This window comes from Paenibacillus sp. FSL K6-1096, from assembly GCF_037977055.1.
In the GTDB taxonomy this organism is placed as follows: Bacteria; Bacillota; Bacilli; order Paenibacillales; family Paenibacillaceae; genus Paenibacillus_AQ.
Window position 1 is genome coordinate 3,187,037 of sequence record NZ_CP150274.1, and the last position, 17,076, is coordinate 3,204,112.

The window sequence follows — 17,076 nt, forward strand, 5'->3', positions numbered from 1 at the left end:
TCATCCCTCCAGCCTGTAGCCGAGCCCCCGGACCGTGCGGATGGCGAAGCCGAACTGCTCCTGCGGGAACCGCTCGCGCAGACGGCCCACATGCACATCCAGTGTCCGTTCATTACCTTCGTAATCATAGCCCCAGATCTCTTCGATCAGCCGGTCGCGCGTCAGGGTCTGCCCCTTGTAGCTCGCCAGCTTGAATAACAGCTCGAATTCCTTGAGCGGCAGCGTAATATTCCCGTGCTCAGAAGCAATCTCATACGTCTTGCGGTTCATCCGCAGGCTCCCTACGCTCACACTCTGGGCGGCGGAGATCTGATACCGCTTCAGCAGCGCCTTGACCCTGGCAATCAGCACCGGCGGCTCGAAGGGCTTGACCAGATAGTCGTCTGTGCCCAGCTCGAAGCCTTTGACAATCTGCGAGGTCTCCCCTTTAGCCGTCAGCATCAGAACCGGAAAATCATACAGCCTCTTCAGCTCCCTGCACAGCTCCCAGCCGTCCATATTCGGCATCATCACATCGATAATCGCCAGATCGGCAGGTGTCTCCTCAAGCAGCTGCAGGGCTTCCAGCCCGTCTGAGGCACTCAGCACCTCAGTTAAGCCTTCAGCTCTCAGGAACACGCCCACCAATTCGCGGATATGCGGATCGTCGTCCACTATTAGTATTTTGGCCATAGCCTGTTGAATCCTCCCCGGCACCTCGGCTCTGAAGCTCTGGTGTATTCATCTGCAGCTGCTGCTCAGCGAATTCACGGTACAACTCATGATTACGCAGCAGTTCCTCGTGTGTACCCTTGCCGGTTATCCGGCCTTTCTCCATGAAAATAATCTGGTCCGCATTCACCACCGTCGCCAGCCTGTGAGCAATGACAATCGTGGTCCGGCCCTGCATCAGATTCCCCAGCGCCTGCTGCACCACGGCCTCGGACTGGCTGTCGAGACTGGATGTAGCCTCGTCCAGCATCAGAATCTTCGGATCGCGCAGCAGTGCCCTGGCAATGGCAATCCGCTGCCGCTGTCCGCCGGACAGCTTGACCCCGCGCTCGCCCACATCGGTATCATAGCCGTCCGGCAGCTCCTCAATGAAGCCGTCCGCATAGGCCATCGCCGCCGCACGCCGCAGCTCGTCCTGACTGACCTCACGCTCCAGGCCGTAGGCCAGATTCTCGGCAATCGTCCCGGCCAGCAGCGGACTCTCCTGAGAGACATATCCGATCCGCCCGCGCCAGGATTTCAGCGAGAACAGTGATGCTGGCTTGCCGTCCAGCCGGATCACTCCGCTTAATGGCTCGTAGAAGCGTTCCAGCAGCGAGAACAGGGTGGTTTTGCCGCCGCCGCTTGGACCGACAATCGCTGTGACCTGTCCCGGCTGCATCGTGAAGCTGATTCGGTCCAGCACCTTCTCCCCCGTCTTGTACCCGAAGCTAAGGTCTTCGACCTCAACAGGACCGTCTTCGCCGGCAGCCTCCAGAACGCCCTCATAGACCTCTTCCTTGGCTTCAAGAGTCTCAATCATCCGCTCGGACGCCCCCTTGGCCTTCTGGAGCTGGGTGAAGAATTGAGTTAATTGTGTCAGCGGCATAATAATCTGAATCAGATACAGAATAAAAGCGACCAGCTCACCGGCAGTAAGCTCCCCCGAGGAGACTTGCATCCCGCCATAGCCGATAATGACTACGAGCAGCATCATGAAGACGAAGGAAACCAGCGGGCTGATCAGCGCACTGACCTTGCCCTCGCGAAGCCCGAAGGCGAGCAGGTTCATAATCCCTTGCCGTCCGGCTTCATATTCCTTCTGTTCGGCTCCCGAGGCTTTCACCAGCCGGATCTCGGACAGTACGCCGCTGAGAACAGCGGTGAAGGAGGCCGTCTCATCCTGGGTGCCCTTGGAGATTTTGTACATCTGCCGCCCCAGCGGCACCAGAATCAGCGCTGACAGCGGCAGGACCGTGAACAGCACCAGCGTCATTTTCCAATTCAGATAGAGCAGCACCGAGATGGAGCCTACAATAGAGATAATCCCGGTAAAAAGGCTGGCTACATGCTCCGAGATCAGGGTTTTGAGAATTCCCGTATCGTTGGTCATCCGGCTGACGCTCTCGCCCGTCCGGTTCTCATTATAATAGGACACAGGCAGCACAAGGAATTTGCGCCACAACCGGTCCCGCAGCCCGGCGACCATTCTCTGCCCGGCCGCATTCAGCAGATAGATGGACACCCCGCCGGCCACGGTCTGGGCAATGAAGGCTCCGGCGATCAGGGCGATTTGCAGCTTGCTGACAGAGGCCAGCGAGAAGCCGTCGACCAGATTCTTCGTGAACATTGGAATAACGAGACCTACAAGGGTCGATATGATGCTGAGGCCAAGTGCCAGCGCCAGCATTAGATAAGATGGTTTGGTATCGCGAAGCAGCTTCAGGAACGGCTTCATGCCGGCTCCCCGCTTCTGCGAAGCTTGATCGTTGTTCATGGTTAATCTCCTTTTCCGGCGGATTATGTCGTCAGCAGTATGGGTCCGCTTCCGCCTTCCATCCTAGGATAACTGTAATTTGTAAACTGAAATTAAACAGCTGATTTATGCAGCTTTGCCCTGCACTTTTACCATTGATTTGAAATTCCCCATAATACTTGGTTTGTATCCCTTTTCAACAAATGTTACAGTGATAGCAGCGGCTGATTTCGGCGGGCCGCAGGCAAGAGTGCAAGGCATCAGGCGGGAAAGGAGTGCAAAGTTTGCGGGAGAACCTCAATAAGCAGCTGTCTTTCACCTCTCTGAAATGGTTCAACTTCTTCGTGTATGGAACAGTCGTCCTCTTCACCAGCTTCTTTCCGCTGTATCTGCAGGATGTCGGAATGAACAAGCTGGAGATCGGGTGCCTGATGTCAGTAGGCGCGCTGGTATCCATTATCGCCAACCCCTTCTGGGGCATCTGGAGTGACCGTTATCAGAATATCCGGCGGATCGTCCTCGTCATGCTGACGGGTACACTGGTCTTGTCCCAGCTTGTATTTCAGGCGAATACATATGAAATGATCTACATCTCCATCCTGTTCTTTTATTTCTTCCAGGGGCCGCTCTTCGCCCAGAGCAACACTATGATTCTCAGTTATATTGACGGAACCAGCCGCAGGTTCAGCTCGTTCCGGCTGTGGGGCTCGTTAGGCTGGGCCTTCACAGCGATTCTGGCCGGTCCTGTAATTGAATGGGCCGGCATCTCAGTGCTGTCCTATCTGTTTGCGGCCCTGCTCTGCGCTGCGATGATCGCACTGATCATGCTGCCGAAGCTCGACCATTCCATTGGTATTGCCCCCCTGCCGTTCAAGGGGATGCGCCATATCTTCCATAATCCGTTCTTCCTGTGCTTCATCCTCTTCGGCATACTGGTAGCGATTCCGAATACGATGAATAATACCTTTGTGTCACTGTACATCACGGAGCTGGGCGGAAGCAAGACCATGATTGGCCTCGCCGTATTCCTGTCCTCCATTCTGGAGATGGGGGTGCTGTTCCTGTGCAATTACATCCTCGGGCGCAGAGTCTCTGTGCTGCTGGCCTCACTTACCGTAGTCAGCGCGCTGTTCTTCCTGCGCTGGTGGCTGATGGCCGATGCCACCACGCCGCTGCAGGTGGCCATCATCCAGGTACTGCACTCCATTACCTTCGGCGGCTTCTTCTATGTCGGCACCCAGCTGACCATGCTGCTGGTCCCGCAGCCTTACCGGTCCTCGGGACAGGCGCTCTACACGCTCGCCTGGAGCGGCATTGCCGGCATTCTCGGCGGTGTGCTCGGCGGCTGGCTGTACCAGACGCTCGGCGCACAGACGATGTATCAGTCCGGAGCGATCCTCGCCCTCTTCGGCACGATCGGCTTCGGCCTGATGTGGCTCTTCATCATCCGCGGCAAATACCAGTCCGCAGATGATGCTGAAGATGAGCTGCCGGAGGATTAACTGGCGGTGTACACAACACAACAGGCTTGGTCTCCCGTCGGGAGGCCAAGCCTGTTTGTATGGCTGTTGCTGAATTAGTTTAAGCTGAGTTAGCCCTTTTTGGGCTGGAAGGAGCTTTTGAGCGATACGATCAGATTGAAAACCAGATGCTCCGGTGTCGAGTACTTGCTGTCTACGTTGAAGTACCCGTGGCGGAAGAACTGGAACTTGTCCTGCGGCGCACTGTTCTTCAGGCCCGGCTCCACGAAGCCCTGGAGAATCTCAATTGACTTCGGATTCAGCTGGTCCAGGAAGGTCTGCTCCGGCTTGTCGGCGGCGCCATCCAGCCCTTCAACCTCGGCATCGGTCTCCGCCTCCTCGGCAGAAATCAGCGGCTCATAGAGGCGGAATTCCGCCGGAACGGCTTGACTGGCATCTACCCAGTGCAGCGTTCCCTTAACCTTACGGCCGGTGAACCCGCTGCCGCTTCTCGTCTCCGGATCATAGGTGCAGTGCAGCTCGACAACCTCGCCGTTCTCATCCTTAATGAACTCGTTGCATTTGATGAAATAAGCATTCTTCAGGCGGACCTCATTGCCCGGGAACAGGCGGAAGTACTTGTTCGGCGGAACCTCCATGAAGTCATCGCGCTCAATATAGATCTCACGGGAGAACGGAATCATGCGGTTGCCCATCTCCGGATTCTCCACGTTGTTCTCAATCTCGAAATACTCGGTTTCGCCTTCGGGATAATTGGTGATAACTACCTTCAGCGGCCGCAGGACGGACATCGTCCGGGGCACGGTCAGCTTCAAGTCTTCACGGATGAAATGCTCCAGCATTTGCAGGTCGACCAGACCCTGGCTTTTGGAAATACCGGTCTCATGAACGAAGCTGCGGATCGCTTCCGGCGTATACCCGCGGCGGCGCAGCCCCGAGATGGTCGGCATCCGGGGATCATCCCAGCCGTCCACATGACCTTCATCCACCAGCAGCTTCAGCTTGCGCTTGCTGGTCACGGTCTGAGCCAGATTAAGGCGGCCGAATTCATATTGATGCGGCTCTGCCGGCATGTCGCATTCAGCCACTACCCAGTCATAGAACGGACGCTGATCCTCGAACTCCAGCGAACAGAGGGAGTGGGTCACATGCTCGATCGCATCCTCCAGCGGATGCGCGAAGGTGTACATCGGGTAGATGCACCAGGCATCGCCCGTATTGTGATGATGGGAGTGGGAGATCCGGTAAATGACCGGGTCCCGCAGGTTGATGTTCGGTGAAGCCATGTCGATCTTGGCGCGCAGCACCTTCTCGCCATCCTTGAACTCGCCCGCCCGCATCCGGCGGAACAGGTCCAGATTCTCTTCGATGCTGCGATCGCGGTAAGGGCTGTTCTTGCCCGGCTCGGTCAGCGTTCCCCGGAATTCACGGATCTGGTCTGCTGTAAGATCATCAACATAGGCTTTGCCCTTCTGGATCAGCAGCTCCGCCCGCTCATACATCTCCCCGAAGTAATCGGAAGCGAACCGCAGCTCCTCCCACTCATAACCGAGCCACTTTACATCCTCCTGAATGGAGTTCACATACTCGGTGTCCTCTTTCAGCGGATTCGTGTCGTCGAATCTCAGATGGGTTCTGCCGCCGAATTCATCGGCCAGCGTGAAGTTAATCCAGATCGCCTTGGCATGTCCGATATGTAAATACCCGTTCGGCTCCGGCGGGAAGCGGGTGACGACTTCCTTCACCTTGCCCGAGCGGAGATCTTCGGTAATTACGTTCTTAATGAAATTGGAGGGTGTACCCTGATTCTCCACAATGATCAACCTTTCATTCTGTAATATAACTACTTCCTTGTTATGAACATGTTTCCTATTAATATACCCGTTAAGCAGGGAATGTTCAATAAAAGTTAAGCGCTCCTGTATCCTTTGACTTCCCTCCCGGCGATAGAGTAGCATGAGGATTATAAGCATAATTGTAAAGAGGAGGCTACATATGAAACCGGTTAAACTGCCCAAGGAGCAGCGGGAAATGATTATAGACAACATCCGCGCCCACTTCGAGGCTGAACGCGGGGAAACCATCGGGCATCTGGCCGCAGACAATCTGCTGGAATTCTTCCTGCAGGAGCTGGGTCCGGTGCTCTACAACAGTGCGCTTAGCGACTGCCGCACACTGGTCGGCCAGCGTATGCAGGCGATGGAGGAAGACATCTACGCACTGGAGTGGAGGAAGCGCAGCTAGGCAGTAACTTCTATTATACACCGTATAGCATAGGGGGCGGCCGCATGTTTAATTATGTCATTGATGAGGAACTTAAGCTGAAGCTGCTGTTGCCGGAGCATTCCCGCCAGATGTACGCCCTGGTGGAGCGCTCACGCCACCGGCTCAGGCAGTGGCTGCCTTGGGTGGACAACGTAACGGAGCAGTCGCATCTCTCCACATTCATCAAGAATTCCGTGAAGCAGGGCAGCGACAACGGCGGATTCACCGCCGGGCTGTGGGTCCGCGATGAATTCGCCGGGATCATCGGTTATCATGAGATTGACTGGCATAACCGCTCGGTCGGCATCGGCTACTGGCTCGGCGAGGGCTATGAGGGTCAAGGCTATATGACCAGCGCCTGCCGGGTCTTTGTGGACTACGCCCTGCTGGAGCTTGAGCTGAACCGCATCGAGATCCGCTGCGCCACCGGGAACAAAGCCAGCCGGGCAATCCCTGAGCGGCTCGGCTTCATCTTCGAGGGCGTCATCCGCCAGGCCGAGAAGCTTCCGGGCGGTTATGTCAACCACGCAGTGTACGGCCTGCTGCGCAGCGAATGGAAGCTGATGGGGTGAGCAGCAGGGGGCTGGTCATAGGGCACGGGTGTGAGAGCGCAAGGCTTGGGGGGCGGGTTAGGCGGAAACGAGGTGCACTAGTGCACCTCGTTTCCGCTACTGGCCCACTTTCGGCGGATTCAGGTGCACTAATGCTCTTCGTTTCCGCCACCGGTCCACTTTCGGCGAATTCAGGTGCACTAATGCTCTTCATTTCCGCTATCGGCCCACTTTCGGCGGATTCAGGTGCACTAGTGCTCTTCATTTCCGCCACAGGTCCACTTTCGGTGGATTCAGGTGCACTAATGCTCTTCGTTTCCGCCACCGGTCCGCTTTCGGTGGATTCAGGTGCACTAGTGCACCTTATTTCCGCCGTAACTCAAACACCCCCGGGAGCTGCATCCGCTCCCGGGGGTGAGATTCTACACCAGCCATCCTAGCTCTCCGCGTTCTCGAACCGTCCTAGCTCTCCGGCCGCTCCGCTGCTTCCAGCCAGCGCCGGAACCGCTCACGGATGCCGCCTGCAAGGCTCTCCAGCCGGGCCAGCTCCGCCAGCCCGCTCTGATCCTTGCGGCCGTGCTCCATGAAATAGAGCACCTGCTTCACCGGGAAGCGGCCCGTGCCGCTCTCCCGCTTCACAATCCGGTCTCCGGCCGCAATCTGCCCCTCCCGCAGCACGCGGAAGTAGAAGCCGCTATAGCCGGTAGACAGCACCCGCGCCGGCATGTCCGCCGGACCGTGCTTCTGCGAGAGCTTGAAGCACGGGAAGCGCGGCTGGCTCACCTGCAGCAGGGCGGTGCCGATCTCGTACACATCCCCGATGCAGACCTCGGTCTCCAGCAGCCCGCGCGCTGTGATATTCTCGCCAAAGGCGGAATAGTCCAGCTTCCGGCCAAGCTGCTCCTCCCAGTAAGCATAATGCTTCAACGGATAGACGCAGACCGCCTTGTCCGGTCCGCCATGATTCACCAGATCCGCCTGCCCGTCACCGTCGAATCCTTCCGCACGAATCACCAGCGGACCGGCAACCGGCAACTTATAGATGCCGGTGGATAGCGGCTGGTTACGGTACTCCACCGTCTTCGGCTTGCCTACATTCAGCGAGACGACCTCCATTTTCATTTCAGTCTCCATCCCCTTCTCCTCCCGTCAGCCTGCAGCTCATGAATATCTCATCCACATAGCGCCCGCCCAGATAGAATTCCTCCCGCAGCCTGCCCTCTTCCTCGAATCCGCATTTGCGGTAGAACAGGATTGCCGGTGTGTTGCAGGACAGCACCCGCAGGCGCAGCTTGCGGATGCCATGGCTGGCGGCATGGCGTTTGATCTCTGCGATCAGGCGGCTGCCGACACCCTGGCGCTGAAAATGCGGATGGACCGCGATATTCACCTCGCAGACATGGCGGTTGCTCTCCAGCTCCGTGGGACAGCCGAAGCCGACAACTCCGCACAGCTCGCCGTCCTGCAAGGCTATAAGCTGGGAGCCGGGCGGCGCATGAAGCAGATAATCCTCCCGCGAGCGCCACATCAGCGGACCCGGCGCGGTCTCCTCTGTCCAGATCATATGATCAAGCATAATCAGCTCCCGGGCATCCTTCAGTTCCGATGGGCGGATGACCAGGGCAGATTTCCTGTCTAATTGTTGCATCATTGTACCCCCTTGCCTTGCTGTGTACATAGCAGATAATAGAAGGATTGGTTATAGCATGCGAATCTATGCCGTTCTGCGCGCAAGCTGCCGCTCGGCGGAACGGTTCATATAAGCGTGAAGCAGGAAGAAGCCCACCGCCAGCACCGCCATGCCGCAAGCCAGCCAGCCTGTTGGAGCAAGGCCGCCCCGGTCGAATTGCCGGCCCATCAGATAGGGTCCGATGACCCGACCGGCCGCGCCGATTCCGCCGCTCAGCCCCAGATAGAAAGGTGCATTGTGCCGGGCATGCTCCGAGATGAAGGAAGGCATCGCCGGAGAGATCAGCATCTCGCCCAGGGTAGCCAGGACCATCGCCAGCAGCATCCCCGGATAGCTTGGCAGGAACAGAAGGACAGCGTACCCGGCCAGATAGAACACCGCGCTTGCAGTCATCTGGGAAGCGGAGGTAGCGGCGAACCAGCGCTTGATGAGGCTGACCAGCGGCTGGGCCACGAAGATCAGCACACCGTTCAGTGTCCAGAGGAAGCCGTAGAGCTGCTTCGACCAGCCTTCCGAGATAATAAACGGTGATACGCCCGTATTCCAGATCGAGTTGCCGATCAGGAGAAACATTGAACCAAGCGCCATATAGAGATAGATTCGGGTATTGCCCATGAGCCGCCAGCCGGACATCCCGCCTTGCGGTTGTCTTCTGGTGCCATGATCCTGTGCAGGCGCTGAGCCCACCTTGCGCAGGTAGACGAAGAAAAAGCCCGCGAATACCGCCGAGGTCACCCCGTTCAGCACAAAGCTCAGCATATAATTGCCCAGGAAGCCGCTCAGCGATGTCCCCAGAGCTACCCCTATATTATTCGCCACATAGATAATATTGAACAGCTCTGCACGCTGCTCCGCGAACCGGAAGCCAATGAAAGCCTGAATCGCCGGAAGCGACAGGGAGTTGAACAGCCCCACCAGCCCCATTACAACGATGAACAGGCTCCAGTTGCCGCTTGCCCACGGCAGAGCGAACAGCATCAGGGCATTCATCGCCAGCGCACCGACAATCAGGCGGTTGACGCCAACCTTGTGGTACAGAGAGCCGCCGAGCAGCTGCCCGGCAATTCCGCCAAGGGACTGCACCAGCAGAACGAATCCCGCATCGGTCATGCTGCGTCCCAGTTCATCGAATACATACATCGTCACCAGCGGCCACATCAGCGCACTGCCGGTTGCGTTAATTAAGCTTGCAATCAGGAAGACCTTAACTTCCTTCGGATAGGCTTGCAGAAATCTCATCGCTTGTCTGTCATCCCCTGTAATGTCACTGTCATCAATCCATCCAGTATCATCCCAAAACAGGGCGGAGATCAAGCATACGCATTAACGCTTTATCGCGTGTAACGATTGAAACCTTCTGCTGAAAAACACCCGCCAAGCCTTTCCTGACAAGCGTTATTTCTATTCTATAACCCGGCCTTCTGCACGTAAAGAAAATTACTGGAACCAGGCTGATTCGGCAGCCGGAGGCCAGGGTAATAATGCATATGAAACACTCCCTAATTGGTTCACCGTGAATCCCGATTTCGTTCCCCCGAGTCGGAGTACACGGTGAATTTTGTTTGTATATGCAAAAACACTCCCCGCCTCTCTCCCCTTAACAATAGAAGGAAGCTGAGAAACAGGAAGTGCCTGAAGCCACACCGGACAGCGCCCGGCCGGATCTATTATGTTAAGCGTGCTTCTTCAGCCCGGCAGCAGGAACGCCTTGAGCAGAAGCTGCGGGAGCCTGTTCCTTGCGCAGGTAGGCCATCCAGTACGCGGCACCGACGAAGATTGCACCGCCCGTCAGATTGCCGAGCCAGACCGGAACGAAGTTGCCGAAATACTGGCCCCAGGTGAAATGCCCTTCGAAGATCGCAGCAGGGATAAGGAACATGTTGGCTACAACGTGCTGGAAGCCGATGGCTACGAAGGCCATGGTCGGGAACCAGATGCCGAGGATTTTGCCGCTGAAGTTATCTGCCCCATACGAGAGCCATACAGCCAGGGCAACGAGCCAGTTACAGCCGATCCCCGAGATGAAGGCCTGCAGGAAGGAAGCATCGATCTTGTGCTCTGCCATACTTACCAGCTTCTCCAGATATGCGCCGTCTGAGGTCAGACCAACGATGTGCCCGAAGAAGTAAGCCACGAACAGCGCACCTGCCAGGTTGCTGAGCGTGATCAGTACCAGGTTCTTCATTACTTCCCAGAACGAGATCTTCTTCGCCATAAATGCCAGCGGCACCGCCATCATATTGCCTGTCAGCAGCTCACCTCCGGCCAGCAGCACCAGGATCAGTCCCACCGGGAACACCGCTGCTCCGATGAAGTTGGCAATGGACCCCCATTCAGCGGGCGCACTGGCAATGACGCGAATATCCAGCAAAAATCCGAGCGCAATAAACGCTCCTCCCAGGAAACCGAGAATGAGTACAGTGCTGAGCGGATTATGCGCCTTCTTAATTCCGTTCTCCACCGTCACTTCAGCGATTGCCTGCGGTTTGTTATAAGCCATGATTCCTATCCCCTTCTAATTACTTAAAATTTGTTCCTTTATGCCATTGTAACGTGATCACAATCACATTAACGTGATAAAAATCACTATCCAAAAAACCAAGTGAAAGTTTTCACTGACATGTCAAATTTACCACAAAAGCCGGCTTCATGCACTGATTTATGCAGAAAAATGGTGTTAAGAGAGCATTTAGGAGAGTGAAACCCCTTTTTTTGATAATGGAGCAGTGCACAAAATAACCCCACAAAGTGGGGCTTTAGCTTGGATGATGACTCAGGTACTTTGCGGGGACTCCCAAAAAAAAGAGCCCTTAGCGGGCTCCGGGGTGACAGTATAGTTAAGCGTGGACTGGCTCCTTGACGGGAGCTGGCTTCGGCAGTGCCTGGAGACCTGCGGTGTTCAGGAAGTTCCAAGGCTTGTTGTAGTGCGGCTGGAAGAAGAAGTCGATGAAGGCCAGCTGGTCTACGGTCATCTTATTCTGGATGCAGACCGATACTGTGTTGATCGACTGGGTCAGGTCCATCTTGGACATAATCTGTGCGCCGAGAATGCGGCGGGTGGTGCGTTCGTAGACCACTTTGACCTGAACCTGCTCGAAGGTTGGCATGAATTCCGGACGGTAGTTGTCCACCAGCATTACACTTTCTGTATCCATACCCTCTGCCTTAGCGGCTTCTTCCGTCAGGCCGGTTCCGGCAATATTGTCCTCATAGATCTTGATGCCAGATGTTCCTTGCGTACCCATGTACGGGATGGTGTGCTCAACCAGATTGCGAGCGACGAGTGTTCCCATGCGGACAGCATTCGTGGCAAGCGGGATATAAGCGTGTTTACCCGTCGGGTTGTAATGGATCGCACAGCTGTCACCGGCAGCGTACACATCCGGCAGGCTGGTCTGCATATAATCGTTGACCATGATCGCGCCGTTCGGCAGCATATCAACTTGACCCTTCAGCAGCTCCGTATTCGGGCGGAAGCCGATGCAGAGAATGACCAGATCCGTCTCATGCTCACCTTTGCTGGTAATGACCTTGGTTACTCTGCCGTTCTCACCGGCGAAGGAGGCCACCTTCTCGCCCAGCGCAAGCTTGATCCCGTGATCCTTAAGCGACTGCTCAATCGGTGCTGTGAATTCTTCATCCAGGTACTTGCTCAGAATCCGCTCTTCCCCGTCGATCAGCGTAACCTCCTTGCCGTTCATCTGAAAAGCCTCCACCAGCTCCACCCCGATATAACCAGCGCCAACCACTGTAATTCTCTTCACCTTCTGCGCTTCCTCAATAATGGTGTTAGAGTGATGATAGTTCTTCGAGAGCAGGATGCCCTCCAGGTCAATCCCCTCCAGCTTAGGCACAACCGGCCATGAGCCTGTGGTCATGATCAGCTTGTCATACGTATCTTCGAGCTCTTCACCAGTGACCAGATTGCGGGCCTTCAGCGTCCGGCGGGCAGTGTCCACGTTAATTACTTCATGGCGCATCTTCGTCTGCACACCCAGCGCAGCCAGCTGTTCCGGCGAAGAATAGAATAATCCATGCGGGTCCTTGACGACTCCCCCGACATACAGGGCAATACCGCAGGACAGGAACGAAATATTATCGTTACGCTCGTAGACCGTAATCTCGGCATCCGGGTATAACTGGGCGGTGTTCACAATAGCGGCCGTTCCGGCGTGGGTACATCCAATGACTGCAACTTTCATGATTTCTTCCTCCTCCAGGTGTAAAGCTTATTTGTCTGTGCTTATGACTGTGTGTATAAGAACTTGTATTTGTGATTGTTTTCACTTTATACATTGATTATATTGTGATATTTATCACATTACAAGCACTTTTGTGATTTTCCTCACATTGTTCACAATTTCAAATTTTAATCATTTATAAAGCTCACCGGAAGGACTAGGCAAAATGGATAACACCGCGTAATTTTCACCGTTGCTTTAGTTTCCCCTGGAGGTGGGGCATTATGTCTGCCAGGAGCAGGAAGGGGCTGGAGAGAACATGTCCCTGCTGACCTGCGCGGCTGCCCCTAGTCACTGCCCGGTTAAACAATAAATTCTGTTGTGAAAATACGCTTAATGGAATTCAAGATTGTTTTAGTTTTGAGGGAATCTTCATGTGCAGCAGCAGGGCGTCAATATGCAACAGAACTGGTAATCATGGTATAATATTGACTATAAGGATTGGAGTTGATTCGGATGCGCGATCTGCTTGACCCCAAGAATGATTTTGTCTTCAAACGCATATTTGGCAGTGAAGAAAACAAGGATATCCTGCTGGCTTTTCTTAACAGAACTTTCATGGAGGCTGGAGAGCCACCTTTGACTGAGATCGTTCTCATGAATCCATATACAGATAAAGACTCTCCACGTGATAAACAATCGATCTTCGATATTCAGGCCAAAACAGCCGAGGGAAAGCTTATTAATGTGGAAATGCAGTTATTTAATAAGTACGATAATGAAAAGCGCACACTGTACTATTGGAGCAAGCAGTATGCCGGGCAGCTTGAAGAAGGACACTCCTACAAGAAGCTTAGAAAATGTGTCACCATCAATATACTTAATTTCTCTATTCTGCCTAACGACCGTTACCATAACATTTTTCATCTGCGGGAAGATCACAGCGGCATCACACTGATTGACGACATTGAAATCCACATCATGGAGCTCTCCAAGCTGAACTTGCAGCACATTCCGAATGAGGGCGGGTTACTCAACTGGCTGCTATTCCTGAAAAGTGAAGATACAACAAACTGGGAGGTGTTAAGGGTGAATGAACCAGCTTTGAGTAAAGCGATGACCGCACTGGAATATTTAAGCCAGAATGCAGAAGCACGACGCATGTATGAAATGAGACAAAAAGCTCTGCATGACGAAGCCTCCATGTTGGAAGGGGCCCGTGCAGAAGGCGAGTCCATTGGCTTGGCCAAAGGAATGTTAGTAATTGCCCAGAATATGATGAATAAAGGTATGGATTTTCCTACCATTGCCGAACTAACAGGACTTTCTATGGAGCAGTTGGACAAACTGAAACAAAAGCATTAATGCTTAAGAGCTGCGTGAGATTCGATCTCCGCAGCTTTTTATGTGGATTGGACAGTAAAAGCCAATTGTATTCGGTATTTAGCATACAAAAAAGCCTCACCCCCGCAGCAAACCTGCGGTAAAGTGAGGCCAAATTAGTGTCAAGCACAACGAAAAAGCAGCTTACTCCAGTCCCGAAATCACGCCGTCCTCATCCACCAGCAGCCCTTCGGCCGCCGGCTTGGCGGGAAGGCCCGGCATGGTCACCATGTTCCCCGTGATGACCACGGCGAAGCCGGCGCCAAGAGACAGAGTGATGTCCCGCACGCCCATGGTGAAGCCTTCCGGCGCACCGAGCAGGCGCGGCTGATCCGAGAAGGAATACGGGGTTTTGGCCATACAGACCTGAAGGTGGTGCAGGTCCAGCCGCTCAATGGCCGCAAGACTGCGCTTCGCTGCGGGAGAGAAGGCCACGCCGGCACCGCGGTAGATCTCGGTAACGATGCGGTTGATTTTGGACGGAATATCCAGGTGATCTTCATATAGCGGTGCAAAATGCACAGCTTCCTCCTGCGCCAGCAGCGTCTTGAGCGCCTGAGCCAGCTCCTGCCCGCCCGCGCTTCCTTCGGCCCATACCTTGGAGACCGCAGCAGGAACGTCCAGCCGCCGGCAAGCCTCCAGCACATCCTCCACCTCAGCAGGCGCATCGCCTTCAAAATGGTTGAGTGCCACCAGCACGGGCACACCGAATTTGCGCAGATTCTCAATGTGACGCTCCATATTGGACAATCCCAAGAGCAGTGCGGCACGGTTGCCTTCATACAGCTCTTCCTTACGGACGCCGCCGTTATATTTCAGGGATTTCACCGTCACCACCAGCACAGCGGCGGAAGGCGTCAGCCCGGCCTGGCGGCACTTGATGTCCATGAATTTCTCGGCTCCCAGGTCCGCACCGAAGCCCGCCTCCGTCACCACTACCTCGCCCAGCTTCAGCGCGTAGCGGGTCCCGATCACACTGCTGCACCCGTGGGCAATATTCGCAAACGGTCCGCCGTGCACAATCACCGGTGTGCCTTCCAGCGTCTGCACCAGATTCGGCTTGACTGCCTCTTTAAGCAGCGCAGTCATCGCCTCTACCGCCCCAATCTGCTTCGCTGTGACCGGCTGCCCCTGCTGGTCATAACCGACCAGAATCCGGCTAAGCCGCTGCTTCAGATCAGCAAGATCGCTGCACAGGCACAGCACCGCCATAATCTCGGAGGCCGTCGTAATCTGGAAGCCGCTCTCCCGGACCGTTCCATTGCCGTCCCCAAGTCCGGTCACGATATTCCGCAGGCTGCGGTCGTTCATATCCATAACCCTTTTCCACACGATCCGCTGCGGATCAAGCCCCAGGCTGTTACCCTGGAACAGATGATTGTCAATCATCGCCGAGAGCAGATTATGGGCTGCGGTCACCGCATGAATATCGCCTGTGAAGTGCAGATTAATCTCATCGGCCGGAACGATCTGCGCCTTGCCTCCCCCGGTCGCACCGCCCTTCATGCCAAGGCAGGGGCCCAGTGACGGCTCCCGCAATGCAGCTACGGTCCGGACCCCGGCCGCATTCATCGCCTGGGCGAGTCCGATGGTGGTCAGGGTTTTGCCCTCACCTGCCGGAGTCGGATTCACCGCCGTAACGAGCACCAGCCTCCCGTCCGGCTTATCCTTCAGCTCGGCCCACAGCGACGGGGACAGCTTGCTTTTATATTTACCGTACAACTCCAGATGCTCTTCCTTAATCCCGGCTGCCGCCGCTACCTCTGTAATTAACCTCATGCCTTTATGTAACCCTCCTGCCGTTAGTATCCTGCAACCTTCAGTTCTGTATGCGCGCTCCCTATCCAAGGAATGCAAGAAGCATTCTCTTCAAAGGATACATTGTCTCTGAAAAGATTCAAGGATAATTTTCATACCGGCCGAACAGCAGCGCCGACAAGAATTATGATTGATAAAAGCCCTGCAAAGCGCAGGGCCTAAGTCTTCCTTGTACCATTCAACCGGTTTCAGCTAGGTGCCAGCGCCTTCTCGATAAGCCCCTTCATGCTCTCTGGCGATTGCTTCGGTTCGACCCGGGCAATCACTTGACCGCTGCGGTCCACCAGGAACTTCGTGAAGTTCCATTGGATATCGCTGCTCTCCCCGTCACCCGGCTGCTGGCCTTTCAGATACCGGAACAGCAGGCTGGCCTCAGGCCCGTTGACATCCACCTTAGCGAACACCGGGAACGTCACTCCGTAATTCAGCTTGCAAAAAGCCTCCGCCTCCTCGCTGGTTCCCGGCTCCTGGCCGCCAAACTGGTTACACGGGAAGCCGAGGACCACCAGTCCCTGATCCGCATACTGCTCATGCAGCTTTTGCAGCTCTCCGTATTGTGGAGTGAGTCCGCACTGGCTGGCCGTGTTCGCAATCAGCAGCACCTTGCCCTCATAGTCTTTCAAGGACACCTCTGTGCCCGAAGGCGTAACAGCGGCAAAACTGTAGATCGACATCCTGCTTCCATCCTTTCGGCTGTAGATTTTCTCCTTCATTGTATCCTATCCGCAGCCAAGAACCAAAACCATGCACCTCTACACAGCAAGTGGCTGAAGTTAAGAGCGTTCATCGGGAACTCAGCGCTGTCACAAGATTTCTGCCAATGCCAAAAAGCGGCTCCGCAACAAGTGCAGAACCGCCTGCCGTATATCCCTCGTATTCAACCGCCGCTGTTATTGCTGCACCATCTTCACCAGCATATGTGCCAGCTTATGGCGCTCGTCCTTGTTGCCCGCTCTCCAGAGCTCCAGCAGCAGCTTCTCCTCGCTGTTCCGGGGCTCTTCGTAGGCGGCCAGATAATCGGCGATTTTGCCGGCGGCCAGTGCCAGCTGTTCCTCGCTCAGACCAATCCGCTGCGCCAATTGAATGCGCTTACCCAAGTAAGCCTTGAACTCCTCAAAATCATTCAAAATCCGTTCCTTCTGCCCCGGCTCAATCCGGTCCAGCGCCTCAGTTACCCGGTCCATGGTCACATTGCCGTCCTTGCTTACCACATGATTGTGTTCAGCCATTCCGCACGCCTCCATTCCATAGTATAAGGTTT

Annotated in this window: 15 protein-coding genes; 4 read left to right on the plus strand and 11 right to left on the minus strand. The window is 55.2% G+C overall.

The features are described from left to right. On the minus strand, positions 1 to 672 hold the full coding sequence (locus MHI24_RS14165; protein ID WP_340026228.1) for a response regulator transcription factor: 672 nt from the start codon (positions 670 to 672) through the stop codon (positions 1 to 3). Then, the gene (locus tag MHI24_RS14170; RefSeq protein WP_340026229.1) at positions 602 to 2,467 is read right to left on the minus strand and encodes an ABC transporter ATP-binding protein; all 1,866 of its coding nucleotides are present in this window, start codon (positions 2,465 to 2,467) and stop codon (positions 602 to 604) included. Before MHI24_RS14170 ends, MHI24_RS14165 begins: the two co-directional genes overlap by 71 nt. A gap of 254 nt (positions 2,468 to 2,721) precedes the next feature. Here MHI24_RS14170 and MHI24_RS14175 point away from each other — a divergent pair, with 254 nt between their 5' ends. Further along, entirely contained in the window at positions 2,722 to 3,948 is a 1,227-nt protein-coding gene (locus tag MHI24_RS14175; RefSeq protein WP_340026230.1) for an MFS transporter, read from the plus strand. A gap of 89 nt (positions 3,949 to 4,037) precedes the next feature. Here MHI24_RS14175 and MHI24_RS14180 read toward each other — a convergent pair whose 3' ends face one another. Beyond that, entirely contained in the window at positions 4,038 to 5,741 is a 1,704-nt protein-coding gene (locus MHI24_RS14180; protein ID WP_340026231.1) for a glutamine--tRNA ligase/YqeY domain fusion protein, read from the minus strand. Positions 5,742 to 5,922: 181 nt separating this feature from the next. Between MHI24_RS14180 and MHI24_RS14185 the strand changes: the two genes are divergently transcribed. Together MHI24_RS14185 and MHI24_RS14190 are read left to right on the plus strand one after the other, a co-directional pair. Next, entirely contained in the window at positions 5,923 to 6,171 is a 249-nt protein-coding gene (locus MHI24_RS14185; RefSeq protein ID WP_340026232.1) for a DUF2164 domain-containing protein, read from the plus strand. Positions 6,172 to 6,215: 44 nt separating this feature from the next. Continuing rightward, positions 6,216 to 6,764, plus strand: coding sequence for a GNAT family protein (locus MHI24_RS14190; protein ID WP_340026233.1), 549 nt, complete (start codon positions 6,216 to 6,218; stop codon positions 6,762 to 6,764). A gap of 441 nt (positions 6,765 to 7,205) precedes the next feature. On the opposite strand, the gene MHI24_RS14195 is transcribed toward MHI24_RS14190, so the two are convergent. From MHI24_RS14195 to MHI24_RS14215, 5 genes are all read right to left on the minus strand, one after another. Next, positions 7,206 to 7,877, minus strand: coding sequence for an MOSC domain-containing protein (locus MHI24_RS14195; protein WP_340026234.1), 672 nt, complete (start codon positions 7,875 to 7,877; stop codon positions 7,206 to 7,208). Next, a complete protein-coding gene (locus MHI24_RS14200) occupies positions 7,867 to 8,391 on the minus strand; it encodes a GNAT family N-acetyltransferase (RefSeq protein ID WP_340026692.1) in 525 nt (174 codons plus the stop codon). The genes MHI24_RS14195 and MHI24_RS14200 overlap by 11 nt, the downstream gene beginning before the upstream one ends. Before the next feature lie 66 nt (positions 8,392 to 8,457). Further along, positions 8,458 to 9,672 carry an MFS transporter gene (locus MHI24_RS14205; RefSeq protein ID WP_340026235.1) on the minus strand — a complete coding sequence of 405 codons (1,215 nt, stop codon included), beginning with the start codon at positions 9,670 to 9,672 and terminating at the stop codon, positions 8,458 to 8,460. A 433-nt stretch (positions 9,673 to 10,105) separates the two neighbouring features. Further along, positions 10,106 to 10,933: a formate/nitrite transporter family protein gene (locus MHI24_RS14210; protein ID WP_340026236.1), complete on the minus strand. Its 828-nt coding sequence runs from the start codon at positions 10,931 to 10,933 to the stop codon at positions 10,106 to 10,108. Positions 10,934 to 11,270: 337 nt separating this feature from the next. Next, positions 11,271 to 12,635 carry an FAD-dependent oxidoreductase gene (locus tag MHI24_RS14215; RefSeq protein ID WP_340026237.1) on the minus strand — a complete coding sequence of 455 codons (1,365 nt, stop codon included), beginning with the start codon at positions 12,633 to 12,635 and terminating at the stop codon, positions 11,271 to 11,273. A gap of 495 nt (positions 12,636 to 13,130) precedes the next feature. Between MHI24_RS14215 and MHI24_RS14220 the strand changes: the two genes are divergently transcribed. Continuing rightward, positions 13,131 to 13,979 (plus strand): Rpn family recombination-promoting nuclease/putative transposase, encoded by an 849-nt coding sequence (locus tag MHI24_RS14220; RefSeq protein ID WP_340026238.1) that lies wholly within the window; start codon positions 13,131 to 13,133, stop codon positions 13,977 to 13,979. A 162-nt stretch (positions 13,980 to 14,141) separates the two neighbouring features. Here the strand turns inward: MHI24_RS14220 and MHI24_RS14225 are convergent, their stop codons facing one another. The 3 genes from MHI24_RS14225 to MHI24_RS14235 form a co-directional block, all read right to left on the minus strand. After that, positions 14,142 to 15,776: a formate--tetrahydrofolate ligase gene (locus tag MHI24_RS14225; protein WP_340026239.1), complete on the minus strand. Its 1,635-nt coding sequence runs from the start codon at positions 15,774 to 15,776 to the stop codon at positions 14,142 to 14,144. Between the two features lie 227 nt (positions 15,777 to 16,003). Then, complete coding sequence (locus MHI24_RS14230) at positions 16,004 to 16,489, minus strand: glutathione peroxidase (RefSeq protein WP_340026240.1); 486 nt, start codon at positions 16,487 to 16,489, stop codon at positions 16,004 to 16,006. Between the two features lie 216 nt (positions 16,490 to 16,705). After that, positions 16,706 to 17,044: a DUF3243 domain-containing protein gene (locus MHI24_RS14235; RefSeq protein ID WP_340026241.1), complete on the minus strand. Its 339-nt coding sequence runs from the start codon at positions 17,042 to 17,044 to the stop codon at positions 16,706 to 16,708. Positions 17,045 to 17,076: the final 32 nt, after the last annotated feature.